Origin of the sequence: Bradyrhizobium sp. RT6a (assembly GCF_040547675.1) — a bacterium.
Classification (GTDB): Bacteria; Pseudomonadota; Alphaproteobacteria; order Rhizobiales; family Xanthobacteraceae; genus Bradyrhizobium.
In genome coordinates this window covers 1,076,236-1,102,583 of sequence record NZ_JBEPQC010000002.1, presented here as the reverse complement: position 1 = coordinate 1,102,583, position 26,348 = coordinate 1,076,236, and the positions used below count along the sequence as shown (strand labels likewise).

Sequence of the window (26,348 nt, the reverse complement as noted above, 5' to 3'; positions counted from 1 at the left end):
CAGGGGCGCGCAACAATCACGATCCGAACAGCGTATCCGCGAGCAGCTTCAGGTTCAAAACCACGATGATGCCGGCAACGATCCAAGCGATCGCCGCGACCCACGCCGGGATTACGAACTTGCCCATCTTGCGGCGGTCCGAGACGAACCGCACCAGCGGGATCACGGCGAAAGGCAGCTGCATCGACAGCACCACCTGGCTGAATACCAGGAGATCCGCCGTGCCGCGCTCGCCGTAGATCGCGGTGACGACGATCACGGGAACGATCGCGATGCCGCGCGTCAGCAACCGGCGCGCCCAGCTCGGCAGGCGTAAATCGAGAAAGCCTTCCATCACGATCTGGCCGGCGAGTGTCGCCGTCACCGTTGAATTCAGGCCCGAGGCGAGCAGCGCCACCGCGAACAGCGTCGAGGCGATGCCAAGACCGAGCAGCGGTGACAGCAGCTCGAAGGCCTGGCCGATCTCGGCGACGTCGGCATGGCCGCTCTTGTGGAAGGTTGCCGCCGCCACCACGAGGATCGCGGCATTGATGAACAGCGCCAGCATCAGGGCGATGGTCGAGTCCGTTGTCGCCCATTTGATCGCCTCGCGCCGGCCGGTGTCGTTGCGCTCATAGGCGCGCGTCTGCACGATCGAGGAATGCAGATAGAGATTATGCGGCATCACGGTTGCGCCGATGATGCCGATCGCGATGTAGAGCATTTCGGGGTTGGTGAAGATCTCGGTCTTCGGCACAAATCCCCTCAGCATCTCGGCCACCGGCGGTGCGGCCGCGGCAAGCTGAACCGTGAAGCAGACAGCGATCACGACGAGCAGTGCGATGACGAAAGCTTCGAGGAAACGGAAGCCACGGTTCATCAGGATGAGCAGCAAAAAGGCATCCAGCGCAGCGATCAGCGCGCCGCCGATCAGGGGAATGCCGAACAAGAGTTTGAGCGCAATCGCCGTGCCGATGACCTCGGCGAGATCGCAGGCGATGATCGCCGCCTCGCAGGCGAGCCACAGCATGAAGTTCACCGCCGGCGAATAGGTCGCGCGGCAGGCCTGCGCGAGGTCACGGTCGGTGACGATGCCGAGCCGCGCCGCCAGCGATTGCAGCAGGATCGCCATCAAATTCGAGAGCAGGATGACGGAGAGCAGCGTGTAGCCGAACTTGGACCCGCCGGCGAGGTCGGTCGCCCAATTGCCGGGGTCCATGTAGCCGACCGAGACCAGATAGCCCGGGCCGACGAAGGCGAGCAGGCGCCGCCACCACACCCCCGCGATCGGGATCGCCACCGTGGCATTCACCTCGGCCAGGCTCTTGGTGGCAGGCGCGTCGGAGCGCCAGCCGGCGGCGTCTTGGGTCAGATCGGGAGAGCGAGCATCCATGGGGCGAGAATACCGAAGTCGAGCCTTATTGCAACTCATTTGCAACTGCATCTAGCCGCATCGTTGCCTCGGCGGTCGATATGTGTCGCCCCTGTCGGGAAGCGGGTGGGTTTGGCGCCCTCGGGAGGCGGATACTGGCGCCAACCCGACTTTGCAGGAAATGAGCCATGTCAAATCCGCCGCGCCTCCCCGAGACATTCAACCGCCTCGCCTGGTCCAATTTGGCTGCACAGTCGGCCGAACAGATCGCGCTGGCTGCGGCCCCCATCGTCGCGGTGCTGACGCTCGGCGTCGCCGAGGGCCAGACCGGCCTGCTCCAGACCGCGCTGACCCTGCCCTTCGTCCTCTTCGCCATTCCGGCCGGCCTGCTGGCCGACCGCATCTCCCGCCGCTCGCTGATGGCGGGCGCCGAGGCGCTGCGGGCCGCGGCCCTTGCAGCGATCGTGCTGCTGCTCGCGCTCGGCGCGCTCAATCTGTCGCTGCTGGCGCTGCTCGGCTTTGCCGCCGTGTGCGGCACCGTCGTCTACAGCGTGGCCGCGCCGGCGCTGGTGCCCTCGTTGGTGAGTTCGGACCTGTTGCCGGCAGCCAACGCGCGGATCGAGCTCGCACGCACCATCGCCTTCGCCAGCGGCCCTGCGCTCGGCGGCGCGCTGGTGGGGTGGTGGGGCGCGAGCCCGGCCTTCGGCTTTGCGGCTGCGCTATCCGCGATCGCCGTCGTGCTGCTCTCCGGCATCTACGAGCCCGCCCGCACGTCGGGGCCACGGCGACATCCGTTTCAGGACATCCGCGAGGGCGCGGCCTTCGTGTTTCACCATCCGCTGCTGCGGCCGGTCTTTATCACCCAGTTCATCTTCAACACCGGATGGTTTCTGCAGATCGCGGTGTTCGTGCCTTACGCCGTGCGTCACCTCGGCCTGACCGCCGCAGGCATCGGCACGGTGCTGACGATGTACGGCGTCGGTATGGTGATCGGCGCGCTGTTCGCCACGCGCGTGATGAAGCGTGTCGCGTTCGGCACGGTCGTCGGCCTCGGCCCCGTCACCGGCTTCGTTGCCGCAATGGTGATGGCGCTGACGGTGCTGGTCCCCTCGCCCTGGCTTGCGGCCTTGAGCTTCTTCCTGCTCGGCGTCGGGCCGATCCTGTGGGTGATCTCGACCACGACGTTGCGCCAGTCGGTGACGCCGCCGCGCCTCCTGGGCCGCGTCTCCGCCATCAACATCATGAGCTACGGCGCCCGCCCGGTCGGCTCGGCACTGGGAGCGATCGTCGGCGGCCTCTGGAGCGCGGAAGCGTGCCTTTATCTCGCCGCCGCCGTGTTCGGCGTGCAGGCCCTGGTGATCTGGCTCTCGCCCGCGGTGGCGCTGGACCGGCAGCCGGACATGGTGGGCGATGAGGCGGTGGCGCGGTGTTAGCTGCACCGTCATTGCGAGCGAAGCGAAGCAATCCAGAATCTCTCCGCGGGAACAGTCTGGATTGCTTCGTCGCAAGCGCTCCTCGCAATGACGGAGTTTGTGGGAGCAGCCAGCCTAGTTCGCCAGATACCGCTCGTAGCTCCCCGTCACCGGCTCGCTCGCGTCCACTTCCGGATCGAGCGTGTAGAGATCCTGCGCGCGGCCGATGCCGCGGAGCGCGTAGCGACCGGTGGAGACGAGATAGCGGCGGCCGGCGGCATCGAGGCCCTTGTAGAATTCCGCCGACGCCAGCAGCTCGCGATCGACCGAACGGCTCATCGAGGCGATGCGACTGACCTCGTTCACGGTCGGACCGACCACGGTGAAGTCAAGCCGGTCCTCGCTCCCGATATTGCCGTAGAAGACTTCGCCGACATGCAGGCCGATATAGGCGGACGTGGTGGGACGGCCCTCGGCGCCCCGCCGCAGGTTCAGCGCTGCCACGTTCTTGCGGAACAGATGCTCCGCCCGCAGCGCCGCGCGCCGAGCGTGCGCCATGTCCTCGCCGGTAAACATCGCGAGCACGCCGTCGCCGATCAGCTTCAAGACGTCGCCGCCGGCTTCGTGGATCGCATCGATCACGGCCTGCGCATAGTCGTTGAGGAACGGGATGATCTCGTCGGGGCCGATGCTCTCGCTGATTCCGGTCGAGCCGCGCAGATCCGAATACCAGAGCACGGCGTTGATGCGCTCGGTGACGCCGCGCGAGATGCGTCCGCTCAAGACCTGCTCTGACGCATCGCGTCCGAGATAGACGCGGCCGAGCGTGCGCGCGATGTCGACCTGCTGCGCCGACTTGATCGCGAGCCCCAGCACCGGCACGAGATCGCGCAGCGCCGCGAGCTCGCCTTCGGCGAAGCCGCTGTCGCGTCGGGTTGTCCAGGAGGAGTAGAGGCAGTCCATCTGCCCGAGCGCTCCGGTCTCCCCGAAGCGGTGCACGAAGGCCAGGAAATGGCGGTGACCCGTTTCGGCGAGCTCGCCGATCTGCGAAAAATCGAGCGAGGGCGCGTCGGCGAGGTCGATCACCATCTCGTCGTGACCATGCTCGAGCAAATGATAGAACACCGACCGGCGCCAATTGTTGGCCGCGTCGCCCTCGGCCGTCGAGCCGTATTCGACGACATCGCTCTCGTTGGTCGGCGTATCGCTCCAGCGGAAGGCGCGACCCTCATAGATCGGGTGCAGCGTATCAATGACGACAAGCCCACGCGAGAGCTCCAGCCCTTCGGCGCAGCAGCGCTCGCAGAAGCCGCGCAGCAGTTCGGGTTCGGGCAGGCCGGTGAGCCCCTGGCCCGCCAGCCAGTTCATCAGAGCAAGGCGCGAGGTCAATTGCATGCGCCATTATGCCGTGCATTCGTGACGAGCGAAAGGCGGCGCGCGGACCTTGCGTCGCCAAAGCTCCTGCTCAGGGCCGAGGCTCCCGCCCGCGGCAGGTCGCATATGTCGCGGACGCTGTTGACGCGCTCCCGCCTCGCGCTGCAAATGCGAGTGATGCCACCGCCGATCAGAAATACGGGGATATGAGCCAGCGCCAGCTTCCGATCATCCTGGCGCTCGGTACCACGCAGACCCTGGCCTGGGCCTCGAGCTACTATCTGCCGGCGCTGCTCGCCGATCCCATGGCGCGCGATCTCGGCATCTCCTCCAACTGGGTCTTTGGCGCGTTCTCGGCCTCGCTGGTGATCTCGGCGCTGCTCGGGCCACGCATCGGGCGACAGATCGATCTGGTCGGCGGCCGGCAGGTGCTCTCGGTGTCGAACCTGACGATCGCCGCCGGCCTCATGCTGCTCGGCCTCTCGCAATCCGTGGCGGTGATGGCGATGGCCTGGCTCGTGCTCGGCATCGGCATGGCAATGGGGCTCTACGACGCCGCCTTCGCCGCGCTCGGCCGCATCTACGGCACCGAGGCGCGCAGGCCGATCACCGGCATCACGTTGATGGCGGGCTTTGCATCGACCGTCGGCTGGCCGCTCACCGCCTGGGGCCTGTCGCATTTCGGCTGGCGCGAGACCTGCTTTGCCTGGGCCGCTGCCAATATCCTGATCGGCCTGCCGCTGAATTTCTTCATGCTGCCGACAATCAAGGGCGCTAGGCAGGCCGCAGCGACCGCAGAGAAGCCGCATCTGCCGCTCGACCGCACCATGATCCTGCTCGCCTTCGTTTTCGCCGCGGTCTGGACCGTCACCGGCGCGATGGCCGCGCATTTCCCGCGTATCCTGGAGACCACCGGCGCGACGCCGGTGGAGGCGATCGCGGCCGGTGCGCTGATCGGCCCCGCGCAAGTGGCCGCGCGGGTTCTGGAAGCGGGCTTCCTCAGCCGCTTTCATCCGCTGTGGTCGACGCGGCTCGCCTGCCTCACCCACCCGATCGGCGCGGTGGTCGTGGCGATCTTCGGCGGCGCCGCGGCTAGCGCGTTTGCGCTATTCCACGGCTCTGGCAACGGCATCCTGACCATCGCGCGCGGCACGCTGCCGCTGTCGATCTTCGGTCCCAAGGATTTCGGCTATCGCCTCGGCATCATCGGCGCGCCGGCACGGATGGCGCAGGCCGTGGCGCCGCTGGCCTTTGGCCTGCTCATCGACGTCATGGGCGCCAAGGTGCTGATCGTCTCGTCCGCGCTCAGCCTCTCGGCACTGGCCGCGCTATTCATGATCCGCGCGCAACCGCGGCCGGATTGACCGGGCGGAAGCTTTCGCGCACAAGCGGAGCATGACCGACGACACGCGCCCGCCCCGCACATTCAAAGGCCTCCTGCGCTGGGCGACCACGCCGCCGCAGGCCTGGGGTGTCTATCTCCTCGCCATCATCCTGGTCTGGCTGATCTCCTTCTACGCCGGCTCGCTGAAGCCGAAGAAGGCGCCGGACGCGAGCCCGCCCGCCGTGACCGCGCCGAAAGGCTAGCCGCGTCAGTCATAAAACTCAGGCGACATCTTCTGGCTGTCGCGCTGGGACTTGTCGTGGTTGATCCAGAGCTGCGCCTTCTCCTTGCCGAGCGTGTCGGCGATCTTCTGCATCGAGGCCGCGCTCTGGTCCTTGTTGGCATTCATGCTGGGCACACGGCGGTTGTCCCAATTATCCTTGAAATGCACGGCGTCGCCCGACAGCACGACGGCGCCGGTCTTCGGCAGCTTCACCAGCAGCGATTGATGTCCCGGCGTATGGCCGGGCGTCGACAGGATGGTCACGCTGCCGTCGCCGAACACGTCCTTGTCGCCCGCAAGCAGCTCGACCGGATGGGACGGCTTGAAGCGCGGCTCGTTGTTGGCGCCGGGCCAGTCATACTCGGCCTTCTGCACGTAGAGCGTGGCGTGCGGGAACAGCTCGACATTGCCGGTGTGGTCGGGATGGGTGTGCGAGACGGCCATCATCTTGATGTCATCCGGCTTGAGGCCGAGCTGTTCGAGCTGGGCGGCAAGCGTCTTCGGCCGGCGCCAGGTCACCGCCTTGGGATCGGCGGGCGCGAGGCCGTTCGGCATCGCGGCGACTGCGTCGGCGATGCCGGTGTCCCACAGGAACCAGCCCTTGGCGTGCTTGACCAGATAGCAGCTGTCGACGAAGTCCATCGTCTTGCCCTCATTGAGGCCGGGCGTCCAGCGCGAGATGTCGCCGGCGGTGCCCTCCCCGCAATTGAGGACGTAGAGCTTTTCGACACCGGTCTTTTCGGATTGCGCAAGCGCCGCATGACCGGACAGAACGAGTGCAGCGACGGCGACAGCGAGCTTGATCCTTCGCGCGATCCTCGGCGTGATCTTTGGCGTCATTCGTTCCTCCCTTGCAGCCATTGTCGGCTGTGACCGAGGGTCAACCCCGGCCAGTTCGCAGAATTCCCGCAGACCGATTTAATGCAGGCAGGTCTCGACCTCGACGGTGACGTGGCTCAGCCCCTTGAGCCCGGCGAGCCGCCTCTTGTAGACGGCCGGCTGCTTCGGCGTGTCCGACACCACCGAGATCAGCACCGCGCAATGGCCGGGACCGACCTGCCACAGATGCAAATCGGTGACGCGGTCGTCGCCGACCTCCATGCGCGCCCGGATCACACGCTCCAGCTTCTCGTCCGCGCGCACGTCGAGCAGCACCGCGCCCGATGTCTTGATCAGGCCGAACGCCCAGCTTGCGATCACGGCACTGCCAATCAGGCCGACGGCCGGATCGGCCCAGGTCCATCCCGAATACATGGCGACCACGAGCGCGGCGATCGCCAGCACCGAGGTCGCTGCGTCCGCCATGACGTGGACATAGGCCGCGCGAAGATTGTTGTCGTGATGATGCTGGTGATGATCATGCTCATGATCCTCGTGATCATCATGCGCATGGCCGTGATGGTGGTGATCGTGGCTGTCACGGAGCAGCCAGGCACTTGCGAGATTGACGCACAGGCCGAGGGCAGCGACCGCGATCGCCTCGCCATAGACGATCGGCACCGGCGTGATCAGCCGCAGCACGCTCTCATAGGCGATCTCGACCGCGATCAGTCCGAGGATGATCGCGCTAGCGAAGGCGGCGAGATCGCCGAATTTGCCTGTGCCGAAGCTGAAATGCGAGCTCCCCAGATGCCGCCGCGCAAAACGATACGCGAATGCGGCAATCCCCAGCGCCGCCGCATGCGTGCCCATGTGCCAGCCGTCGGCGAGCAGCGCCATCGAGCCGAACAGCGAGCCGGCGACGATCTCGCCGACCATCATGACCAGCGTCAGGACGACGACGAGCCAGGTGCGCCGCTCGTTCTCGTCGTGCTTTTCGCCCAGAAAGGCGTGGTCATGGGTCCATTGTTCGATGGAATGGGAATGCATCACAACGTCTCCGAAAGGTCCGGCCCGTTGACCCGCAATATAGACCTGCGGGGGTCCCGGACAAAATCCGGCGAAACGAGCCGATTGACAGATAGGTGACGTTTCGATGTAATGAAGTGCATGGGGATTTGAGCGATCTCCCCACGAGGCGACATGCCCAAGTATCGCGTCCCGTTGTTTTTCACGAGGGCGCATCATGTCTTCCTACACCACGATATCATCTGACAAACTGGCACGGTTGATCGGCACGGCGAATGCCCCTGCCCTGATCGACGTGCGCACCGACGAGGATTTTGCCGCCGACCGGCGGTTGATCCCGGGTTCGATCAAGCTCAGCCACGACAATGTTCCGGAATGGGGTGCCGAATTCGCCGGCCGCACCGCGATCGTCTCCTGCCTGCGCGGCGCAAAGCTGGCGCAGGGCACGGCGGCCTGGCTCAGGCAGCTCGGGGTTCAGGCCGAGACGCTGGAAGGCGGCTTCGAGGGATGGAAGGACGCAAAGCTGCCGCTGCTGGATACCCGCAAGCTGCCGCCGCGCGACGCCAAGGGCCGAACCGTCTGGGTGACGCGGGCGCGGCCCAAGGTGGACCGCATCGCCTGCCCCTGGCTGATCCGACGCTTCGTCGATCCAAACGCGGTGTTCCTGTTCGTGGCTCCGTCCGAAGTGGTTGCCGTCGGCGAACGCTTCAAGGCAGCCCCGTTCGACATCGAGAACGTGTTCTGGAGCCACCGTGGCGAGCTCTGCACCTTCGACGTGATGATCGAGGAGTTCGGGATTGCCGCGCCGGCGCTGCTCCGGCTCGCAACGCTGGTGCGCGGCGCCGACACCGCGCGCCCCGACCTTGCGCCGGAGGCCCCCGGCCTGCTCGCAGCTTCGCTCGGGCTGTCGCGGATGTATGATGACGACCTCGAACAGCTCGAGGCCGGCATGCTGCTCTACGACGCCTTCTATCGCTGGTGCCGCGACGCCACGTCTGAGACCCATAACTGGCCGACCAACAAGGCGAAGGCTTGATGGATACCCGTACGACCGACACAGGAGCTGATGCCGGCCACGGCGTCAGCTTCAGTGAAGCCTTTCGCGTCTGGCTCCGTGTCGCCTGCCTGAGTTTTGGCGGGCCCGCGGGCCAGATCGCGGTCATGCATCGCATCCTGGTCGAGGAGAAGAACTGGATCTCAGAAGCCCGTTTCCTCCACGCGCTCAATTACTGCATGCTGCTGCCGGGCCCGGAGGCGCAGCAGCTTGCGACCTATGTCGGCTGGCTGATGCACCGCACCGCCGGCGGGCTGATGGCGGGCGGGCTGTTCATCCTGCCCGGCATCATCGCCATCATGGGCCTGAGCTACGTCTATGCCGCCTTCGGCAATGTCAGCTTCGTCGAGGCGCTGTTCTTCGGGCTGAAAGCCGCCGTGCTCGCCATCGTCGTCGAGGCGGTGGTGCGGGTCGGCAAGCGCGCGCTGAAGAACCGCATCATGATCGCGCTCGCCGCGATCGCCTTCGTCGCGATTTTCTTCTTCGCGATCCCCTTCCCGGTCATCATCATCGCCGCAGGCATCATCGGATACATCGGCGCCAAGCAGGGCCGTCCGGAATTCGCGCCGGCCGGCCACGGGCCTGCCGGCAGCAGCGCCGTGATCGACAGCATGCTCGGCGACGCTGTGCCCGAGCATGTACGCCCCAACACCGCGCGCGCGATCCGGGTCGGCGCGTTGTGGCTGGCGCTCTGGCTGGTGCCGGTGATCGCGCTGTTGCTCGCTGTCGGACAAGACAGTGTCTTCAGTCACATCGCGCTGTTCTTCTCGAAAATGGCGCTGGTCACTTTCGGTGGCGCCTACGCCGTGCTGGCCTATGTCGCCCAGCAGGCCGTCGAGCACTATCACTGGCTCAAGCCGCACGAGATGCTCGACGGCCTCGGCATGGCCGAGACCACGCCGGGCCCTTTGATCATGGTGCTGCAGTTCGTGGGTTTCATGGCCGCCTTCCGCGATCCCAGCGGCCTGTCGCCGATTCTTGCGGCCACGCTGGGCGGATTGCTCGCGACCTGGGTCACCTTCACGCCCTGCTTCCTCTGGATTTTCGTAGGCGCCCCCTACGTCGAACGGCTGCGCGGCAACAAGGGCCTCGGCGGTGCGCTCAGTGCGATCACGGCCGCCGTCGTCGGCGTGATCCTCAACCTCTCGATCTGGTTCGCGCTGCACACGCTATTCCGCGAGACCGTGCCGGTGCACACCTTCCCGTTTGCCTTCGACATGCCGGTCCTGACCAGCGTCGATGTGCCGGCGCTGCTGCTGTCGATGGCGGCCGCAACCGCGATCTTCCGGTTCAAGCTGGGGATGTTGACGGTGCTGGCGGGCAGCTGCGTCGCCGGCGTGGCGTTGCGGCTGGCGGGGGTGATCTAGGACGCGAACTAATTGGTTCGTTGCGTCCAGCTTCTATCGAAAGGAACGTTGAATCCGACTGGGCAGCATGGTGGCCTTGGGCCAGTCGCGGAGTTGAATGAGGTCGAACCTTGTTGGGCGGTCGCGGACTTATTCAACGCGTCATGTAAAACAATACAAAAAGCACCGCTACTAACAACACTAGGTCGATGCTGGACAAGACTCTATCCACGCTCGCATAGGTCTTTGGGAAACGCCGTCTGGCCCCTTGCCAAGGCAAAATGCTGCCACAGCGAGTCCGACGAAAATGAATGAGCCGGTTAAGAACGTCCACATGATCCGGATGGATACAGGCAAAGTTATCGAACGGAAAGTCCGCATGGGGTCATGAACCGTCGATGAGCAAGCTCGGCATCACGTCCCGTCGGGCAAAACAGCCGCGACCATTTCCGCCACACCGCCTGTCAAGCCCACTTCGCAAAATATTCCACTTTACCGAAATTCGGATTCGACGTACAAGCGACACACCCTAGCCCGAGACAAGGGGCGGATCGCGATCGTCACGAACCGCGGGCTGGGCAGCGATGGACGCGACGGCGTCCGGCATAATAGGCATTGCAGGGCGGCTTCGGCCGTGAGCAATGGCCTTCGTGCCTACGACACGATGCCGACAGCGTCTTCGCATGGCTTCGGGTGTGAGCACACGCCAGTTCCCGAGGTCCCAGCGAAGACGTGCGCGGACGAACAAGTCGTGTGGTCCTGACGCCCGGGGTCTGTGCGTCAAGTCCTGCGGTGATGTGGCGGCCCGACCGGGCGCGCGCATCAGTCATCTGCATGGCGACGGGGGCAATAGTGCATCGCTCCCCGGGGAGAGCACGAAGGACACGTTAAAACCATCGCGCAGGGAAGGCCGGGCGATCCGGCGAACCTGTGGTCCACCCCGTGTGCATTTCCATCGCGCACGGACCTGCGGGTGCCAGCCAGCGCCCGGCCTTCCCTGCGCCCTTGTCTCAATGAGAGCGATGCGACGAAGCAAAACTCGGGCGGAACGCGCCGCGAGATCGCGAACGCTCGTCCGCTGTTTGAAACGTGTAACGGAGCGATGGCTGGGCGAACCTCACCCTCGGTGTCGTCGCCCGGCTTGACCGGCGACCCAGTACTCCGAGACGATCGTGATCGAGAAGAGAAGCCGCGGCGTACTGGATGCCCCGGTCGAGCCGGGGCATGACAGCCTTTCCTAGCGCCATCGCATCAGTTCCAAGGTGGAAGATTGGAACGGGAAGAATTCGCCCCGGTTAGCTCCCACTGCTGAAGGATCTGCTTTTTGGATGAGCCATGACCGATCTATCTATCGATGCGCGGCTGCTTGCCCCTGACAATGACCGCCACGGCGCCAATCTCACGGTCGTCGCTGTCGCGGCGGCAATTCTTCTGGCGGGCGCAGCCGCCTTGTCAGGCACAATTTCCTGGCAACAGGGATTGCTGTTTCTTCTCGGAGGCGCACTTGGCCTGACGCTGTACCATGCGCTGTTCGGGTTCACCTCGGCCTGGCGGGTCTTCATTGTTGCGCGACGAGGCGCCGGCCTCCGTGCGCAAATGGTCATGCTCGCGCTGGCGACGGCCCTCTTCTTTCCGGCCCTGGCGCAGGGCACGCTGTTCGGCGTTGCCGTACATGGCGAGCTCGGCGCGGTGGGCGTGGGCATGCTGACCGGCGCTTTCCTGTTCGGCCTTGGAATGCAGCTTGGCGGCGGCTGCGCCTCGGGAACGCTTTATACCGCCGGCGGCGGTAACACCCGTATGCTGGTGACCCTGTCGGCCTTCATCGCCGGATCGACGCTCGGTGCATTGCATCTGCCGTGGTGGAGCGCGCTGCCGAACGTCGGCGCCGTCTCGTTGGTCGAACGATTCGGATGGCTGCCGGCGCTCGTGCTCTGCTGGGCCGTCATGGCTGCGATCTACCTCATCACCATCAGGGCCGAGATCGGCCGGCACGGCGAAATCGAGCCGGGAGCGCGGACGAAGCTGCGCGGCGCGCGCCGCTTCATGCAGGGGCCGTGGCCGCTCCTGTGGGGCGCGATCCTGCTCGCGATCGGAAATTTCGCCACGCTCTATCTTGCGGGACGTCCCTGGGGCATCACCTCCGCTTTCGCGCTCTGGGGATCGAAGATCCTGATGAGCCTCGGCGTCGACGTCGCGTCATGGCCCTATTGGCAGGGCCCGCGCGCTCCGTCGCTGCACCAAAACGTCTTCGCCGACATCACCTCCGTCATGGACTTCGGCATCATCCTGGGAGCGTTGCTGGCCGCAGGCCTCGCCGGAAAATTCCATCCGACATGGCGCATCTCCGCATCCTCGCTCCTCGCCGCCATCATCGGCGGCCTGCTGCTCGGGTATGGCGCCCGGCTCGCCTATGGCTGCAATATCGGCGCCTACTTCAGCGGGATCGCATCGGGCAGCCTGCATGGCTGGTGCTGGCTGGTCGCGGCTTTCGTCGGCAACATTCTGGGGACACAGCTCCGACCGCTGTTCGGCCTGGCCGTCGAGCGGTAGGTCTTCGTCTGCGCGCCGGCGATCGATGCTGCCGTCTAGCGCATGATCATTCGCGCAATCGCCTCGCCGATCACCACCGTCGTGAAATGCGTGTTGGCCCGGCAATCCGATGGCATGATCGAGGCGTCGGCGACGCGCAGGCCGGAGATGCCCTTCACGGTGCCGTCAGGGTTGACCACGCCGTCGGCGTCGTTGACGCCGGTCATGCGGCAGCTGCCGGCGGCGTGCTGGATATCGCCGGTCTCTCGGCGCAGCAGCGCGTCGAGCTCGTGATCGGGCAAGGCCGCAGCCTGCGGCAGCGTCAGATCGGTGTCGGCGAGCCGGATCCAGTCGGCGATGCCCGATAGCGCCGGCTGGGCGGTGATCACGGCCAGCCGCCTCACCGCATCCATCATGCGCAGCATGTCGCGGCGATCAGCCAGCATGTTCTCCTCGACGACAGGATCGATCGCAGGGTCGGTCGAGGCCAGCTTGAGCGTACCTCGCGAATACGCGTTGAACAGGCCGGCCCCGATCGCGCCCGGCACGCCGATGCCGCGATGGTTGAAGGCGATCAGGATCATGTCGCGCTTGCCGCCGTCGGCGAGGCCCGACGAATAGGTCACGCAGCAATTGGTATGACGCGTGTCCGGATCGGTCGGCCGCAGGTCTTCGTGGAGCTGGATCGTGGCGCGAAACAGCGGGTGGTCGAAGAAGTGCCGGCCGACCGGCAGGTCGCGCTCGACCGCGATTCCCATCGCCTTCAGCTCTTCAGCCGGTCCGATGCCCGAGCGCAGCAGGATCGCCGGGCTGTGGATCGCGCCGGCGCACAGCACGATCTGGCGCGCGCTGATCTCGCTGGTGCCCTGCCCCTCGATGTGAACGCGAAGGCCGGTCGCCCGCCCGTCACTGATCAAGACGCGATCGACCAATGCGTGCCCGCGAATCTCGAGATTGGCGCGGCCGCGCGCGGGCTCCAGATAACCTTCATTGGTGGTGATGCGGCGGCTGTCGCGGCTGTTGATGGGATAGCAGGCGACGCCCTCGCCGTCAGGACCGTTGACGTCGGCGCACCAGGGATAGCCGCTCGCCAGCGCTGCATCGCGCAAGCCGCGATCGATCGGCCCCCATTTTTCCGGCGGCGCGCGATAGACCGGCAGCGGTCCGCCGCGGCCATGGCCGGCGGCATCGCCGAATTCCTGATCATCCTCGATCACCGAGAACAACGGCATCACGTCCTTAGCCGACCAGCCGGTGCAGCCATTGGCCGCCCATTCGTCGAACGCGTCGGCGACGCCGCGGATGGCGATCTGGCCGTTCATCATCGACGAGCCGCCGAGCCCCTTGCCGCGCCAGTAGAAGCGGGGCTCCTGGCCGGCCACACGGCGCGTCAGAAGATCCGGCCACTGCCATTTCTCCTGGTACTCGCGCTTGTGGATGATCGGGATCGGATTTGGCGTCATCACTTCCCAAGGCGCCTCGTCGGCGCGCCAGTCCAGGCCCGCCTCCAGCAGCAGGACGCGCCGGGCGGGATCTTCCGAGAGCCGCGCCGCAACGGCGGCGCCGGCGGAGCCGCCGCCCACAACAATGACATCGTACATCGCGCTACTTCTCAACATTCCAGAACACCGGGATGGCGGACGGTATCAGGCCGCGCAAACTGGCGCGAGAGGCCGCGGGCTGGGCGAACTGGCCCCACGGTATAGCGGGTGCCTGATCGTACATGACGGCCTGGATCTCGCCTGCGATCTTCTTGCGATCCTCCTCGGCGGGCGCCTTGGCAAAGGCCTCCATCAGCGGCTTGATGCGCGCGTCGCACTGCCAGCCGGTGAAGTCGGCGCAATTGAAGGCGACCATGACGTTGGTCAAGGGCGAACCGAGATCGAAACCGCCGGCATGGACGCCATAGACGCTCCAGCCCTCCTTCTTGGCGCGGCGCGCCAGCACGCTCGCCCAGTCCATCACCTGGAGGTCGACGGTGAAGCCGGCCTGTTTCAGCCGCTCGGCCAGCACCTGCGCCGAGACGCGCGGGGCTTCAAGATCGTTGGCCTCCATCACGATGACAGGCTCGCCGGCATATTTTGTCGCCTTCAGCGCGGCTCTCGCCGCCTCGATCGACGGGCTGACTGCGGCGTCAGTCCCGGCCTTGCTGTCATAGGTGGTGCCGCAGGTGAAGTACGTCGCGCAAGGTGCCGCGTATTTGGCGTCCAGGCCGAGTGCGTCCAGCACCTCGCGCTGATCGACCAGCTTCCACAGCACGCGTCTGATGGCGGGATCGTCGAACGGCTTTGATGCGGCATTGAGGCGATAAGCTCCGGCGAACATGTTGCCGCCGGTGAAATTGACCAGCTTCACCCGTGAGTTCTTCTCCATGGTCGGCAGCAGATCGAACGGCGCGTATTGCATGAAATCGACTTCGCCGGATTGCAGCGCGGAGGCTGCGGTCGCGCCATCTGGAATGACGCGGATCTCGAGCGTATCGAGGCTGACGCGCTTGCCGCCGGCGAGAAAGTCGGCAGGCTCGGGACGCGGCACATAGTCGGCGAATTTCTTCAGGACCATGCGATCGCCGGTGCGGTGATCGGCCTTGCTGTAGACGAACGGGCCGGAGCCGACGATCTCGGTGATGCGCTGGTCGCCGGGCGTTTTGGCAATGCGCTCAGGCATCATGAAGGCGACCGGGCTGACGGGATTGCCGAGTGCGTCGATGACGAGACCAGACGGCTCCTTCAGGGTCAGCACGAAGGTTTTTGCGTCGGTCGGCTCGAGCGAGGCCGTGATCGCGAAGATGCGACGGCCGAGCGCGCTGCGGGTGCCCCAGCGGCGCAGCGAAGCGACGCAATCGGCGGCGGTGACCGGCTGGCCGTCATGCCATTTCAGGCCATCGCGCAGCGTGAAACTGTAGGTCAAGCCATCGGCCGAGACTTTCCAGTCCTGCACCATCTGCGGCTTGATCTCGCCTTTGGAATCCTTCGCAAACAGCGTGTCGAACACCATGTAGCCAAACGTGCGCGAAATGTAGGCCGTGGAGAAATGCGGATCGAGCGTGACGATCTCCGCCTCGAGCACCGCGACGAGATTGCCTGCCGCATGCGCCGGCGCCGCGGTCAGCGCCAAGGCGAGCAGCGCCGGAATGAAAGCCTTCAGTTTGGACATTGGTGCCTTTGCCGTTTTGACTGAAACGTTTGCAGTCGCCAGGAAAAAGCAATGTTCGTGCCCGTTCGATGAAAGCACTCATGCGCACACGGCTATCTGCCGCGCGTTTGCGCGCCACACCCTCACTGTCATCGCCCGGCTTGACCGGGCGATCCAGTATTCCAGAAAAAGCTATGATTGAGCCGAGAAGTCGCGGCGTACTGGATGCCCCGCCTACGCGGGGCATGACACTGTCGATATGGCAACGGCCCGCGGACTACCCGATCACCCTGCCGAACTTGTTCGACTTCGGGAATCCCTTCGGCGGCAGACGGCCGGCGTCGGCGCGGGAGCCTTTCCACTCGGCGAGCTCCTTCATGGTCGCAGAGAATTCGCGTCCTGCGGAGTCTTTCCAGGTCAGGCCCGTCTTGGCGTCGAACACGGCAATGTCGGAGAGGCCGCCGTCCTTGTACTTCTGCAAGCGAACGCCGCGGCCGCGGGCCATCTCCGGCACCTGGTCGAGCGGGAAGATCAGCATCTTGCGGTTCTCGCCGATGACCGCGACGGTATCGCCGAGCACTTCGGTGACCGTGCGCGCCTCGTTCGGCATGTCGACGTTGAGGACCTGCTTGCCCTTCTTGGTGGTGCCGACGCAATCGTCCTCGTTGACCACAAAGCCCTGGCCCTCGTGGCTCGCGACCAGGAATTTGCGTCCGCCCTTGTTGACGAACAGCGTGACCGGCGCGGCCTCCGGCTCGAGATCGATGAACTGGCGGATCGGCTCGCCGTGACCGCGGCCGCCCGGAAGTTTTGCGACATCGAGCGAATAGAACTTGCCGTTAGTGGCGAACAGCAGCAGCTTCGAGGTCGTTTCCGCGAAAAACGCGAACCCGAGCTTGTCGTCCTGCTTGAAAGCCAGGCCCGAGAGATCCTCGACGTGGCCCTTGAGGGTGCGGATCCAGCCCTTGTCGGAGACCACGACCGTCACCGGCTCGCGCTCGACCAGAGCCTCTTCGATCGCGGCGAGATCGTGTTCGGGCGCGTCGGCAAAGGTGGTGCGGCGCTTGCCGAGCGGGGTCTTCGGTCCGAACATGTCGCGGACCTTTCCGACCTGCTCGCCGACCTTCTTCCACTGCTCGGGTTCGGACGCCAGCAATCCCTCGATGCCCTTCAGCTCCTTGCGAAGATCCTTGTCCTCGCTGCGGATCTCCATCTCCTCGAGCTTGCGCAGGCTTCGCAGCCGCATGTTGAGGATGGCTTCGGCCTGCAGCTCGGTGAGCTTGAACGCCTTGATCAGCGCCGGCTTTGGCTCGTCCTCGTTGCGGATGATCCTGATCACCTCGTCGATGTTCAGGTAGGCAATCAGCAAGCCGCCGAGAATCTCCAGACGGCGCTCGATTTCGGCCTTGCGATGATTGGTGCGACGGATCAGCACGTCGCGCAGATGGTCGAGCCATTCGCGCAAGCATTCCGCGAGCCCCACGACTTTGGGAATGCGGCCCTTGATCAGCACGTTGAGGTTCAGCGGAATCTTGTTTTCGAGCTCGGTCAGCCGGAACAGCGATTCCATCATCAGCGCGGGATCGACGTTCTTCGATTTCGGCTCGATCACGATACGGACGTCTTCGGCCGACTCGTCCCTGATATCGCCGACCAGCGGCAGCTTCTTCTGGTCCAGCAGCTCGGCGATCTTCTCGATCAACCGCGACTTCTGCACCAGAAAGGGTATCTCCGAGACGACGACGACCCAGGTGCCGCGCGCGCCCTCTTCTTGCTCCCATCGGGAGCGGACGCGGAACGAGCCGCGGCCGGTGGTGTAGGCTTCAGCGATCGCCTGCTTGGAATCGACGCAGATCCCGCCGGTCGGGAAATCCGGACCTTTGACCCATTTCAGCAGCGCCTTGGATTTTGCGTCGGGCTTCTCGATCAGATGCAGCGCGGCGTCGCAGAGTTCGGCGGCGTTGTGCGGCGGGATCGATGTCGCCATGCCGACTGCGATACCTTGCGCACCATTGGCGAGCAGGTTCGGGAAGCCACCGGGCAGGACGATCGGCTCTTTCGACTGGCCATCGTAATTGGGGCGGAATTCGACCCCGTCCTCATCGATGCCGTCGAGCAGAAGCCGCGCGACGTCGGTCATGCGCGCTTCGGTGTAGCGGTAGGCGGCGGGATTATCGCCGTCGATATTGCCGAAATTGCCCTGGCCGTCGACCAGCGGGTATCGCGAGGAGAAATCCTGCGCCAGGCGCACCATGGCGTCGTAGATCGCCTGGTCGCCGTGCGGATGGAACGAGCCCATCACGTCGCCGACGATTTTGGCGGATTTCTTGAACGCCGTGCCTGGATCGAGCCGGAGCAGGCGCATGCCGTAGAGGATGCGCCGGTGCACCGGCTTCAGGCCGTCGCGCGCATCGGGCAGCGCGCGGTGCATGATGGTGGAGAGCGCGTACGCAAGATAGCGCTCTTCCAGCGCCTCACGCAGCGGCACCTCGTGAATTTCGGCCGGGTCCTCCGGCGGAATCAATCGTTTTCCCATGCCGCCCGGTTAAACCGTGGAAGCGAATCGGGCAAGGATCGATTGGTTCCCTGTAGGCGGCCTACTGGCCGGCCCAGCCTGCGGTGAAGGTCTGGGTGGGTGGCGCGGCTTTAGCCTGCGTGGTGGCCGGGGCATTGGTCAGGCACCGCCGGGCCGTCTCGATCTCGGCCTCTGTCGCGCCCTTGGACCTCGCCCATGCCTCTGCGGCTGCAGCGGAATATTTGGCCACATAGAATCTGACGACGGTACAGGAGGCACGGCGAAAGACGCCCGGCTGCTCACCCGCGAGGGCATCCGGCGCCAGCGCGATCAGCGCTGCCGATATCACAAGTCCCTTGATCAGCATTAGGATATCCCCGGTTGGAACCCCCGGGGGCAAGTCAGGGAAACCCGGTTTCGTTCCACGGCGGACCAGCATATTGCGACGATGCAGAGTCGCGTCAGGCTCATGGCGCGGGCATTGTGGCCTTTGCCTGCTGTCGAATCAGCGCGTTGATGAAGCCTGCTCGCGCGTCGGAATGGCCCTGCCCGCGCGGCTCCAGCACGTGGCGCAACAGGAACAGGCCGGTCAGTCGAAAGCCGTCCTGGAGATCCTCGTCGGTGAGGTCGCCGTGCACCTCGCCCTGGCGCAGGAACGGCGGCAGTCGCAACAGGCGGTCGCGCCACGGTTCGCCCGCTCCGCGCGACACCGCGCCGCCGGATTTGGGCGAGACGTAGATCAGGTCGGTGGTTTCTCCAGTCACGGCGCAGTTTTCCAGCGCCAGCCCGAATCCGAGTTCGGTGAGCATCGCCAGCTCGAAATGGATCACGTGTACGGCGGCGCTGCCGATGTCGTCGAAATCGTCCAGCGAATGTTCGAGCAGCGCCAGGAGGTTTTCGTGCGGATCGCGCTCCGGCAGCAACCGCGCAATCGAGGCGAGATGCGTGATGCCGTAGACGCCGTGGGATGATCCCAGCAGCGTCGCCGCCCTTAGCTTGAGGCCCTCGATGGCATAGGTGCCGAGATGCTCGTCGAGCCGCGCCCGCCACACCACGCTGAGGCTGTTGCCGGGCTGCAGCAGCGGCCGCATCCGTGAGCCGGCGCCGCCGCGGACGAGACCGAGATGGCGGCCGTGCGCACGGCTCAGCAGCTCGACGATGGCGCTAGATTCGCCATGCCGCCGCACCCCCAGCACGATGCCTTCGTCGGTCCATTCCATGGGTGAAGTCTAGCGGATTCCGGTCTTCAATCGTAGGGCGGATTGGCCGAAGGCGTCATCCGCCAATCGCGCGTCACTCCTGGATGGCGGATTACGCGCCGCCAATCACCCGGCGCGGCCTTACGCGTTAAACCAGCCCTGCGCGTCGCCGCGAAACGAGAAATACAGCCCCATCGCCGTCAGCACGCAGGAGACGATCTCGATGGCGCTGTCGAGTTCCATGCCCTTCTGGCCGATGATCTGGCCGAGCGAGATCACCGACAGCACGAGCGCTGCCGCCAGCACCCAGCGCGGCCAGTTCTTGCGCCCGTGCGCGGCCAGCCTGACGAAATAGACCAGCAGCAGGATCATGCCGCCGGCGAACAGCATCGACGTCATGATCATCTGCTCGGTCATCTCGGCTGTGGGCGTGCGGTCCTGCACCGCCACCGACAGGGCATCAAGCATCAACGATGCATAGAGCAACGCTTCGAAGCGCCGTACGTTGCTGGGTACGCTCATCGCTGACCGATCTTTTCTTGGTTATTCTTTGGGAAATTCCAGGCCCATCTCGCGGTAGCGATCAGGATCGTCGCTCCAGTTCTCGCGCACCTTGACGAACAGGAACAGGTGCACCGGCACGCCCAGGATCTCGCCGATCTCCTTGCGCGAGTCCGCGCCGATCGACTTGATGGTGGCGCCGCCCGCGCCGAGCACGATCTTGCGCTGGCTTTCGCGCTCGACGAAAATCGTCTGCTCGATGCGCACCGACTTGTCCTTGCGCTCCTCCCACTTATCGGTCTCGACGGTGGACTGGTAGGGCAATTCCTGGTGCAGCTTGCGAAAGATCTTCTCGCGGGTGATCTCGGCCGCAAGCTGCCGCATCGGCGCGTCCGACATCTGGTCTTCGGGATAGAGGAACGGACCCGGCGGCACGATCTCGGCCAGTGTATGCCTGAGGTCGTCGACGCCGTCGCCGGAGATCGCCGCGATCATAAAGGTCTTTGCGAACGCCATGCGCTCGTTGGCGGCCTGCGCCAGTGCCAGCAGCTTCTCGCGCTGGACCAGGTCGACCTTGTTGATGACCAGAATCTTCTCGTGCTTGACGCTGGCGACCTTGGTGAGGATCGCCTCGGCTTCCTCGTCGATGCCGGCCTTGGCATCCAGCAGCACGCAGACGAGATCGGCATCATGCGCGCCGCTCCAGGCGGTCGAGACCATGGCGCGGTCGAGCCGGCGCTTGGGCAGGAAGATGCCGGGCGTATCGACCAGGATGATCTGCGCGTTGTGCTCGATCACGATGCCGCGGATCAGCGCGCGCGTGGTCTGCACCTTGCGCGACACGATCGTGACCTTGGCCCCGACCAGCGCGTTGACCAGAGTGGATTTGCCGACGTTGGGCGCGCCGATCAGCGCGACGAAGCCGCAGCGCGTCGCAGTGGGCGCCTCGCCGCTTGCTTCAACCGTCATTGCCGCCGCCAACGCCTTCACGTTCGATCATCACTGAAGCTGCCACCTTCTCTGCCGCGCGCTTGCTGCCGCCAATACCTTCCGCCGGCGCCAGCCCCGGCAGGTCGACCGCGACGCGGAATTGCGGATCGTGATGCGGGCCGGTGCGCTCGACCTCGCGGTAAACCGGCGTCGGCAATCCCTTGCCCTGCGCCCATTCCTGGAGAACGGTCTTGGGATCACGCAACGGACGCCGCGGCTTGTGCATGCGCTCGGTCCAGTTGCGCTTGACGAAGTCGGCCGCCGCCGCGTAGCCGCCGTCGAGGAAGACGGCGCCGATCACGGCCTCGCAGATGTCGCCGAGCACGCTCTTGCGCAGGCGCGCGTCGGCGCTGGAGCCGACCGAGCCGAGCTTGATGTCGTCGAGCAGACCGAGCGACTTGGCGACATCGGCGCAGCTCTCTTTGCGCACCAGTTCGGCAAGTCGCTTGGACAGCTCGCCTTCGTCGGCGTTCGGGAAGGTGTGATAGAGCATGTCGGAGACGACGAGCCCGAGCACGTGGTCGCCGAGGAATTCCAGCCGCTGATAGCTGTCGCCGCGCTTGCGCCCGGACTTCAGCGCGGAGACATGCGTGATGCCTTGCATCAAGAGGTTCGGATCGGCAAAGCTGTAGCCGATGCGTGCCTCGAGCCCCGCATTCGCATCCGAGCCCCTGGCCTTGCTGCTCCGCACCCGCTTCTTCTTTGCAGGCGCCTTGTTTTCAGGAGTCTTGATCTCAAGAGTCTTGTTCTCAAGAGTCTTGGTCGCAGCTTCGCCGTCGGGGCCCGCTTGCGCCTCGGTCGGCAGGGTCGCGATGTCCTTGGCTTCGTCTTTCATCGGACGATTTTGAAGAAGCGATTCCAGCGCACCGCCCAGGGCCAGCGCCAGAACATCCAGGCATGCTCGCCTTCGGCGATGGAGAAGAAGATCATCTGGGCGCGCCCGATCAAATTCTCCTGCGGCACGTAGCCGACCTGACCGAGGAAGCGGCTGTCGGTGGAGTTGTCGCGGTTGTCGCCCATCATGAAGAAGTGGCCGGTCGGCACGGTGTAGACGTTGGTGTTGTCGACGTAGCCGTTATCGGCGCAGTCCAGCGTCTCGTAGGACACGCCGTTAGGGAGCGTTTCCTTCCAGCGCTTCACCCGGGAGACGCCGCTGCCTTCAGCGCCGCAGGGGTCCTCGCCGACAAATTCGCTCATGCGCTGCCGCTCGACCGGCGCGTCGTTGATGTAGAGCAGCCCGTCCCGCATCTGGATGCGGTCGCCGGGAAGGCCGATCACGCGCTTGATGTAGTCGGTGGAATCGTCCTTCGGCAGGCGGAATACGACGATGTCGCCGCGGTTCGGGTCCGAGCCCCAGATCCGCCCCGAGAACAGCGGCGGCGAGAACGGGATCGAGTAGTGGCTGTAGCCGTAGGAATATTTCGAGACGAACAGATAGTCGCCGACCAGCAGTGTCGCCTTCATCGAGCCGGATGGGATGTTGAACGGCTGAAACAGGAAGGTGCGGATCACCAGCGCGATCAGGAGAGCGTGGATCACGACCCGGATCGTTTCGCCGATGCCGCTCTCAGTTTTCGTTCCTGAAGTCACGCTCATTGCTCTCTCAATTCCGGCGGGCGGTCACAGCGCGCCCTCCTCCCGCGAACAGCCCATCGCTCGCGGCCCAAGGAGATTGTCCTGATTCTGATAATGAGGGCCAATTCCGGCGTAAAGCCGAATTCGCCCAGCCTGATTTGCGTCCGCGGACTTTTAGACGGTTGTCGGAGACCACGCAATCAAGGATCGCATCAAAACTGCATAAGCGCTTGATTTTGAATGCGAATTATAAAATGATCGGTGCGCCTTCAGGGTTTGGCCAGCGGCACGGCGGAAATGATGACGAAGGCCTGTGCCAACGGCCAGTCATCGGTGATCGACAGGTCGATCTGCGGCGCGAACCCCTCCGGCGTCAGGGCCTGGAGCCGGGCCAGCGCCCCGCCCGTCAATTGCATGGTTGGTCGCCCTCCCGGCATGTTGACCACCCCCATGTCGCGCCACCATACGCCGCGCCTGATGCCGGTGCCGAGCGCCTTGGAGCAGGCCTCCTTGGCGGCGAAGCGCTTGGCGTAGGTTGCCACCACCATCTTCTCGTTCTTGGCGCGCCGCTCCGCCTTGGCCCGCTCGGCCGCGGTGAAGATGCGGTCGAGGAAGCGCTCGCCATGGCGGTCGATCACCTTGCCGACCCGGGTGATATCGATCAGATCGGAGCCGATGCCGATGATCATGCCCGGCTCCGGCCGCGGTCCATTGCCGCGCGCATGCTGCGCACCGTCTCGGCGAGACCGACGAACAGGGCTTCGCCGATCATGTAGTACCCGATGTTGAGCTCCATGATCTCAGGCAAGGCTGCGATCGTCTCCGCCGTCGCGTAGTCCAGCCCGTGTCCGGCGTGAACCTCCAGCCCCGCTTCCTTCGCCAGCTTCGCCCCCGCCACGATCCGCCGCCATTCGGCCTCGGCCTTGTCGGCGTGGCCGTCGACGACAGCGTCGCACCAGGCGCCGGTGTGGATCTCGATCACGGGCGCGCGCAGCCGCGCCGCCATCTCGATCTGGGCGGGATCGGCCGCAATGAACAGCGACACCCGGATGCCGGCATCGTTCAGCCGCGCGATATAGGGCGCCAGCGCATTGTGCTGGCCGACGACGTCTAGCCCGCCTTCGGTCGTCACCTCCTGGCGGCGCTCCGGCACGAGGCACACCGCGTGCGGTCTAGTGGCGAGCGAAATGCGCATCATCTCGTCGGTCGCCGCCATCTCGAAATTGAGCGGCTTGGAGATCTCGGCTTTCAGCCGCGCCATGTCCTCGTCGCGGATATGCCGGCGGTCCTCACGCAAATGAGCGGTGATGCCGTCGGCACCGGCCTCGATCGCCAGCAGCGCCGCGCGCACCGGATCGGGATTGCGGCCGCCGCGCGCGTTACGCAGGGTCGCGACATGGTCGACATTGACGCCGAGGCGGAGCGGAGGTGCAGGCATTTCAGGACTCACGGAATCATAGGAATAGACCAGGACGGAAGGCGTCTATCCATTAACACGTTCGGCGCGGGCGACGACCGCCTTCGCGCGCAGCTGGGCCAGGATCGCGCTCAAATGCTTGAGATCGTAGACTTCGAGATCGATCGTCGTCTCCGTGAAGTCCGGTGAGCGGCGCTGCATGCTGATGTTGTCGATGTTGCCGTCGTGCTCGGCGATCACGGTCGCGATCTGCGCCAGCGCGCCGGGCTCGTTGACGTTCTCGACCTTGATGCGGGCCGGGAAGCGCTGCGGCGCGGAGTCCTCGATGTCCCAGCGCACGTCGAGCCAGCGCTCCGGCTCTTCCTCGAAATCCTTCAGGGCCGGCGCCTGGATCGGGTAGATGGTGATGCCCTCGCCCGGCGTGACGATGCCGACGATGCGGTCACCGGGCACCGCGCCGCCGTTCGGCGCGAACTTCACCGGCAGGTCGGAATTGATGCCGCGGATCGGGATCGCGACCGGGCTGCGCGGCGGTTCGGACGACTTCTCCTTGAGCTTGGCGGCAAGCCCCTTCTTGACGCCGTAGCGCGCGATGCGCTCCTCCTTGTAGTCGGGATACATCGCACGCGCCACGTGGGAGGCCTTGATCTCGCCGCGCCCCACAGCCGCCATCACGTCCTCGATCGAGGTCCGCGCGAGGCGCGGCAGCGCGCCCTTGAGCTTGTCGTCGGCGTATTCGATCTTGGCGCGCTCGAACAGGCGCTCGACGATGCGCCGGCCGAGACCGACATATTGATCGCGCACCGCGGTCCTGGTGGCGCGGCGGATCGCGGCGCGCGCCTTTCCGGTGACCGCGAGTGTTTCCCATGCGGACGGCGGCGCCGCTTGCGCTTCCGAGGTCAGCACCTCGACTTCGTCGCCGTTCTGGAGCTCCGAGGACAGCGGCGCAAACTGGCCGTTGATCTTGCAGCCCACCGCGCTGTTGCCGACGTCGGTATGCACGGCATAGGCGAAGTCGATCACGTTGGCATGGCGCGGCAGCGCGATCAGCTTGCCCTTCGGGGTGAAGCAGAACACCTGGTCGTGGAACAGCTCGAGCTTGGTGTGCTCGAGGAATTCCTCGGGGTTGGCGCTCTCCGAGAGAATGCCGATGGTGTGGCGCAACCAGGCGAATGCATTGGACTCGCGCTTGAGGAATTCGGTCGGCGAGCCCACGCCTTCCTTGTAGAACACGTGTGCGGCGATGCCGCGCTCGGCGATCTGGTCCATCGCCTCGGTGCGGATCTGCAGCTCGACGCGCTGATTGCCGGGGCCGATCACGGTGGTGTGGATCGAGCGATAGTCGTTCTGCTTCGGCGTCGAGATGTAGTCCTTGAACCGCCCGGGCACGACCGGCCAGTTCGTGTGGACGATGCCGAGCGCGCGATAGCAGGCTTCGATGTCGTTGACGACGACGCGGAAGCCGAAGATGTCGGACAATTGCTCGAAGCCGACCGACTTGCGCTCCATCTTGGTCCAGATCGAAAATGGCTTCTTGCGGCGGCCATAGACCCGCGCCCCAAGACCCCGGTGGCGCAGATTGTTGGAGAGCTGGTCCTCGATTTCGCCGATCAGATTGCGGTTGCGCTCCGCCAGCGCATCGAGCCGCTGCATCACCACCGAATAGGCTTCCGGGTCGAGGGTCCGGAACGACAGGTCCTCCAGCTCCTCGCGCATTTCCTGCATGCCCATGCGCCCTGCCAGCGGCGCATAGATGTCGAGCGTCTCCTCGGCAATGCGCCGTCGCGATTCCGTCGGCACGAAGTCCAGCGTGCGCATGTTGTGCAGGCGATCGGCGAGCTTCACCAGGAGCACGCGAACGTCGTCGGCAATGGCCAGCAACAATTTGCGCAGATTTTCGGCCTGCTTGGCCTCCCGCGACACCAGCTCCAGCCGCTTCAGCTTGGTCAGGCCCTCGACCAGCGCGCCGATCTCGGGCCCGAAGATCTGGTCGATCTCGGCCCGGGTCGCTTCGGTGTCCTCGATCGTGTCGTGCAGCAGCGCAGCCACGATGGTGGCGTCGTCGAGCTTCAGATCGGTAAGAATCGCCGCCACTTCAAGCGGGTGGGAGAAGTATGGGTCGCCCGAGGCGCGGGTCTGCGAGCCGTGCGCCTTCATGGCGTAGACATAGGCGCGGTTCAGCAAATCTTCGTCGGTGTTGGGATTGTAGGACCTGACACGCTCGACGAGGTCATATTGACGCATCATGCGGGCGCGAGGCTTCGCCGGGCGCGCCACCGGCGCAGTCGGGGCCACGGCAACCGATTCGGTTGCGGCCTGCATCTGCGTTGGTGTGCGGCGTCGATATACCATGCCGTCCTGCCTTCAAACGGACCACGACACAGCCCGTTGTATACATCTTAGCTCCGATCGCGCGCGTGTCCGATCAATTCAGTGACAGGGACAGGCGCGAACCGACGACGCTATGGTAACCACGAAAACGCCAACAAAAGCAA

Annotated in this window: 23 protein-coding genes; 7 read left to right on the top strand and 16 right to left on the bottom strand. The window is 65.1% G+C overall.

Translation table 11 applies throughout. The annotated features are described in order from the left end of the window. Window positions 1–16: 16 nt before the first annotated feature. Window positions 17–1,372: an Nramp family divalent metal transporter gene (locus tag ABIC03_RS15190; protein ID WP_275167866.1), complete on the bottom strand. Its 1,356-nt coding sequence runs from the start codon at window positions 1,370–1,372 to the stop codon at window positions 17–19. Between the two features lie 167 nt (window positions 1,373–1,539). On the opposite strand from ABIC03_RS15190, the gene ABIC03_RS15185 reads away from it, so the two are divergent. After that, window positions 1,540–2,784, top strand: coding sequence for an MFS transporter (locus tag ABIC03_RS15185; RefSeq protein WP_354058901.1), 1,245 nt, complete (start codon window positions 1,540–1,542; stop codon window positions 2,782–2,784). A 114-nt stretch (window positions 2,785–2,898) separates the two neighbouring features. On the opposite strand, the gene ABIC03_RS15180 is transcribed toward ABIC03_RS15185, so the two are convergent. Continuing rightward, window positions 2,899–4,158, bottom strand: a complete 1,260-nt coding sequence (locus ABIC03_RS15180) for an adenylate/guanylate cyclase domain-containing protein (RefSeq protein WP_354058900.1) — start codon at window positions 4,156–4,158, stop codon at window positions 2,899–2,901. 185 nt (window positions 4,159–4,343) lie between these two features. Here ABIC03_RS15180 and ABIC03_RS15175 point away from each other — a divergent pair, with 185 nt between their 5' ends. Together ABIC03_RS15175 and ABIC03_RS15170 are read left to right on the top strand one after the other, a co-directional pair. Beyond that, on the top strand, window positions 4,344–5,501 hold the full coding sequence (locus tag ABIC03_RS15175; protein WP_354058899.1) for an MFS transporter: 1,158 nt from the start codon (window positions 4,344–4,346) through the stop codon (window positions 5,499–5,501). Window positions 5,502–5,532: 31 nt separating this feature from the next. Continuing rightward, window positions 5,533–5,724 carry a hypothetical protein gene (locus ABIC03_RS15170; RefSeq protein WP_354058898.1) on the top strand — a complete coding sequence of 64 codons (192 nt, stop codon included), beginning with the start codon at window positions 5,533–5,535 and terminating at the stop codon, window positions 5,722–5,724. A gap of 5 nt (window positions 5,725–5,729) precedes the next feature. Here ABIC03_RS15170 and ABIC03_RS15165 read toward each other — a convergent pair whose 3' ends face one another. Together ABIC03_RS15165 and dmeF are read right to left on the bottom strand one after the other, a co-directional pair. Beyond that, window positions 5,730–6,584, bottom strand: coding sequence for an N-acyl homoserine lactonase family protein (locus tag ABIC03_RS15165; protein ID WP_354058897.1), 855 nt, complete (start codon window positions 6,582–6,584; stop codon window positions 5,730–5,732). Window positions 6,585–6,662: 78 nt separating this feature from the next. Then, window positions 6,663–7,613, bottom strand: coding sequence for a CDF family Co(II)/Ni(II) efflux transporter DmeF (gene dmeF / locus ABIC03_RS15160; protein ID WP_354058896.1), 951 nt, complete (start codon window positions 7,611–7,613; stop codon window positions 6,663–6,665). A gap of 196 nt (window positions 7,614–7,809) precedes the next feature. Between dmeF and ABIC03_RS15155 the strand changes: the two genes are divergently transcribed. From ABIC03_RS15155 to ABIC03_RS15145, 3 genes are all read left to right on the top strand, one after another. Then, window positions 7,810–8,628 carry a chromate resistance protein ChrB domain-containing protein gene (locus tag ABIC03_RS15155; protein ID WP_247298211.1) on the top strand — a complete coding sequence of 273 codons (819 nt, stop codon included), beginning with the start codon at window positions 7,810–7,812 and terminating at the stop codon, window positions 8,626–8,628. Next, entirely contained in the window at window positions 8,628–10,013 is a 1,386-nt protein-coding gene (gene chrA, locus ABIC03_RS15150) for a chromate efflux transporter (RefSeq protein WP_354058895.1), read from the top strand. Before ABIC03_RS15155 ends, chrA begins: the two co-directional genes overlap by 1 nt. A gap of 1,314 nt (window positions 10,014–11,327) precedes the next feature. Then, window positions 11,328–12,542 carry a YeeE/YedE family protein gene (locus ABIC03_RS15145; RefSeq protein ID WP_354058894.1) on the top strand — a complete coding sequence of 405 codons (1,215 nt, stop codon included), beginning with the start codon at window positions 11,328–11,330 and terminating at the stop codon, window positions 12,540–12,542. A gap of 35 nt (window positions 12,543–12,577) precedes the next feature. Here the strand turns inward: ABIC03_RS15145 and ABIC03_RS15140 are convergent, their stop codons facing one another. Next, window positions 12,578–14,122, bottom strand: coding sequence for a GMC family oxidoreductase (locus tag ABIC03_RS15140; protein WP_354058893.1), 1,545 nt, complete (start codon window positions 14,120–14,122; stop codon window positions 12,578–12,580). 4 nt (window positions 14,123–14,126) lie between these two features. Beyond that, complete coding sequence (locus ABIC03_RS15135) at window positions 14,127–15,677, bottom strand: ABC transporter substrate-binding protein (protein ID WP_354058892.1); 1,551 nt, start codon at window positions 15,675–15,677, stop codon at window positions 14,127–14,129. Here ABIC03_RS15135 and ABIC03_RS15130 point away from each other — a divergent pair. Further along, the gene (locus ABIC03_RS15130; RefSeq protein WP_275167877.1) at window positions 15,655–15,858 is read left to right on the top strand and encodes a hypothetical protein; all 204 of its coding nucleotides are present in this window, start codon (window positions 15,655–15,657) and stop codon (window positions 15,856–15,858) included. The genes ABIC03_RS15135 and ABIC03_RS15130 overlap by 23 nt on opposite strands. A gap of 75 nt (window positions 15,859–15,933) precedes the next feature. Here the strand turns inward: ABIC03_RS15130 and parC are convergent, their stop codons facing one another. From parC to ABIC03_RS15080, 10 genes are all read right to left on the bottom strand, one after another. Then, the gene (gene parC, locus ABIC03_RS15125; RefSeq protein WP_354058891.1) at window positions 15,934–18,192 is read right to left on the bottom strand and encodes a DNA topoisomerase IV subunit A; all 2,259 of its coding nucleotides are present in this window, start codon (window positions 18,190–18,192) and stop codon (window positions 15,934–15,936) included. Between the two features lie 61 nt (window positions 18,193–18,253). Then, window positions 18,254–18,538, bottom strand: a complete 285-nt coding sequence (locus ABIC03_RS15120; protein WP_275167879.1) for a hypothetical protein — start codon at window positions 18,536–18,538, stop codon at window positions 18,254–18,256. Between the two features lie 100 nt (window positions 18,539–18,638). After that, a complete protein-coding gene (gene recO / locus ABIC03_RS15115) occupies window positions 18,639–19,391 on the bottom strand; it encodes a DNA repair protein RecO (RefSeq protein WP_354058890.1) in 753 nt (250 codons plus the stop codon). A gap of 120 nt (window positions 19,392–19,511) precedes the next feature. Continuing rightward, window positions 19,512–19,892, bottom strand: a complete 381-nt coding sequence (locus tag ABIC03_RS15110) for a hypothetical protein (protein WP_275167881.1) — start codon at window positions 19,890–19,892, stop codon at window positions 19,512–19,514. 21 nt (window positions 19,893–19,913) lie between these two features. Then, the gene (gene era / locus ABIC03_RS15105) at window positions 19,914–20,840 is read right to left on the bottom strand and encodes a GTPase Era (RefSeq protein WP_354058889.1); all 927 of its coding nucleotides are present in this window, start codon (window positions 20,838–20,840) and stop codon (window positions 19,914–19,916) included. After that, entirely contained in the window at window positions 20,830–21,696 is an 867-nt protein-coding gene (gene rnc / locus ABIC03_RS15100) for a ribonuclease III (protein ID WP_354058888.1), read from the bottom strand. The genes era and rnc overlap by 11 nt, the downstream gene beginning before the upstream one ends. Continuing rightward, window positions 21,693–22,457: a signal peptidase I gene (gene lepB / locus ABIC03_RS15095; RefSeq protein ID WP_354058887.1), complete on the bottom strand. Its 765-nt coding sequence runs from the start codon at window positions 22,455–22,457 to the stop codon at window positions 21,693–21,695. The genes rnc and lepB overlap by 4 nt, the downstream gene beginning before the upstream one ends. 248 nt (window positions 22,458–22,705) lie before the next feature. Continuing rightward, entirely contained in the window at window positions 22,706–23,125 is a 420-nt protein-coding gene (gene acpS, locus ABIC03_RS15090; RefSeq protein ID WP_354058886.1) for a holo-ACP synthase, read from the bottom strand. Beyond that, a complete protein-coding gene (locus ABIC03_RS15085) occupies window positions 23,122–23,874 on the bottom strand; it encodes a pyridoxine 5'-phosphate synthase (RefSeq protein WP_354058885.1) in 753 nt (250 codons plus the stop codon). The genes acpS and ABIC03_RS15085 overlap by 4 nt, the downstream gene beginning before the upstream one ends. 45 nt (window positions 23,875–23,919) lie before the next feature. After that, window positions 23,920–26,205, bottom strand: a complete 2,286-nt coding sequence (locus ABIC03_RS15080) for a RelA/SpoT family protein (RefSeq protein ID WP_007611189.1) — start codon at window positions 26,203–26,205, stop codon at window positions 23,920–23,922. Between the last annotated feature and the right edge of the window lie 143 nt (window positions 26,206–26,348).

Excerpts from the sequence above, each read along its gene's own strand:
- ABIC03_RS15190 (WP_275167866.1), bottom strand. The coding sequence starts at position 1,372 with ATGGATGCTCGCTCTCCCGATCTGACCCAAGACGCCGCCGGCTGGCGC.
- ABIC03_RS15185 (WP_354058901.1), top strand. The coding sequence starts at position 1,540 with ATGTCAAATCCGCCGCGCCTCCCCGAGACATTCAACCGCCTCGCCTGG.
- ABIC03_RS15180 (WP_354058900.1), bottom strand. The coding sequence starts at position 4,158 with ATGCAATTGACCTCGCGCCTTGCTCTGATGAACTGGCTGGCGGGCCAG.
- ABIC03_RS15175 (WP_354058899.1), top strand. The coding sequence starts at position 4,344 with ATGAGCCAGCGCCAGCTTCCGATCATCCTGGCGCTCGGTACCACGCAG.
- ABIC03_RS15170 (WP_354058898.1), top strand. The coding sequence starts at position 5,533 with ATGACCGACGACACGCGCCCGCCCCGCACATTCAAAGGCCTCCTGCGC.
- ABIC03_RS15165 (WP_354058897.1), bottom strand. The coding sequence starts at position 6,584 with ATGACGCCAAAGATCACGCCGAGGATCGCGCGAAGGATCAAGCTCGCT.
- dmeF (WP_354058896.1), bottom strand. The coding sequence starts at position 7,613 with ATGCATTCCCATTCCATCGAACAATGGACCCATGACCACGCCTTTCTG.
- ABIC03_RS15155 (WP_247298211.1), top strand. The coding sequence starts at position 7,810 with ATGTCTTCCTACACCACGATATCATCTGACAAACTGGCACGGTTGATC.
- chrA (WP_354058895.1), top strand. The coding sequence starts at position 8,628 with ATGGATACCCGTACGACCGACACAGGAGCTGATGCCGGCCACGGCGTC.
- ABIC03_RS15145 (WP_354058894.1), top strand. The coding sequence starts at position 11,328 with ATGACCGATCTATCTATCGATGCGCGGCTGCTTGCCCCTGACAATGAC.
- ABIC03_RS15140 (WP_354058893.1), bottom strand. The coding sequence starts at position 14,122 with ATGTACGATGTCATTGTTGTGGGCGGCGGCTCCGCCGGCGCCGCCGTT.
- ABIC03_RS15130 (WP_275167877.1), top strand. The coding sequence starts at position 15,655 with ATGAAAGCCTTCAGTTTGGACATTGGTGCCTTTGCCGTTTTGACTGAA.
- ABIC03_RS15135 (WP_354058892.1), bottom strand. The coding sequence starts at position 15,677 with ATGTCCAAACTGAAGGCTTTCATTCCGGCGCTGCTCGCCTTGGCGCTG.
- parC (WP_354058891.1), bottom strand. The coding sequence starts at position 18,192 with ATGGGAAAACGATTGATTCCGCCGGAGGACCCGGCCGAAATTCACGAG.
- ABIC03_RS15120 (WP_275167879.1), bottom strand. The coding sequence starts at position 18,538 with ATGCTGATCAAGGGACTTGTGATATCGGCAGCGCTGATCGCGCTGGCG.
- recO (WP_354058890.1), bottom strand. The coding sequence starts at position 19,391 with ATGGAATGGACCGACGAAGGCATCGTGCTGGGGGTGCGGCGGCATGGC.
- ABIC03_RS15110 (WP_275167881.1), bottom strand. The coding sequence starts at position 19,892 with ATGAGCGTACCCAGCAACGTACGGCGCTTCGAAGCGTTGCTCTATGCA.
- era (WP_354058889.1), bottom strand. The coding sequence starts at position 20,840 with ATGACGGTTGAAGCAAGCGGCGAGGCGCCCACTGCGACGCGCTGCGGC.
- rnc (WP_354058888.1), bottom strand. The coding sequence starts at position 21,696 with ATGAAAGACGAAGCCAAGGACATCGCGACCCTGCCGACCGAGGCGCAA.
- lepB (WP_354058887.1), bottom strand. The coding sequence starts at position 22,457 with ATGAGCGTGACTTCAGGAACGAAAACTGAGAGCGGCATCGGCGAAACG.
- acpS (WP_354058886.1), bottom strand. The coding sequence starts at position 23,125 with ATGATCATCGGCATCGGCTCCGATCTGATCGATATCACCCGGGTCGGC.
- ABIC03_RS15085 (WP_354058885.1), bottom strand. The coding sequence starts at position 23,874 with ATGCCTGCACCTCCGCTCCGCCTCGGCGTCAATGTCGACCATGTCGCG.
- ABIC03_RS15080 (WP_007611189.1), bottom strand. The coding sequence starts at position 26,205 with ATGGTATATCGACGCCGCACACCAACGCAGATGCAGGCCGCAACCGAA.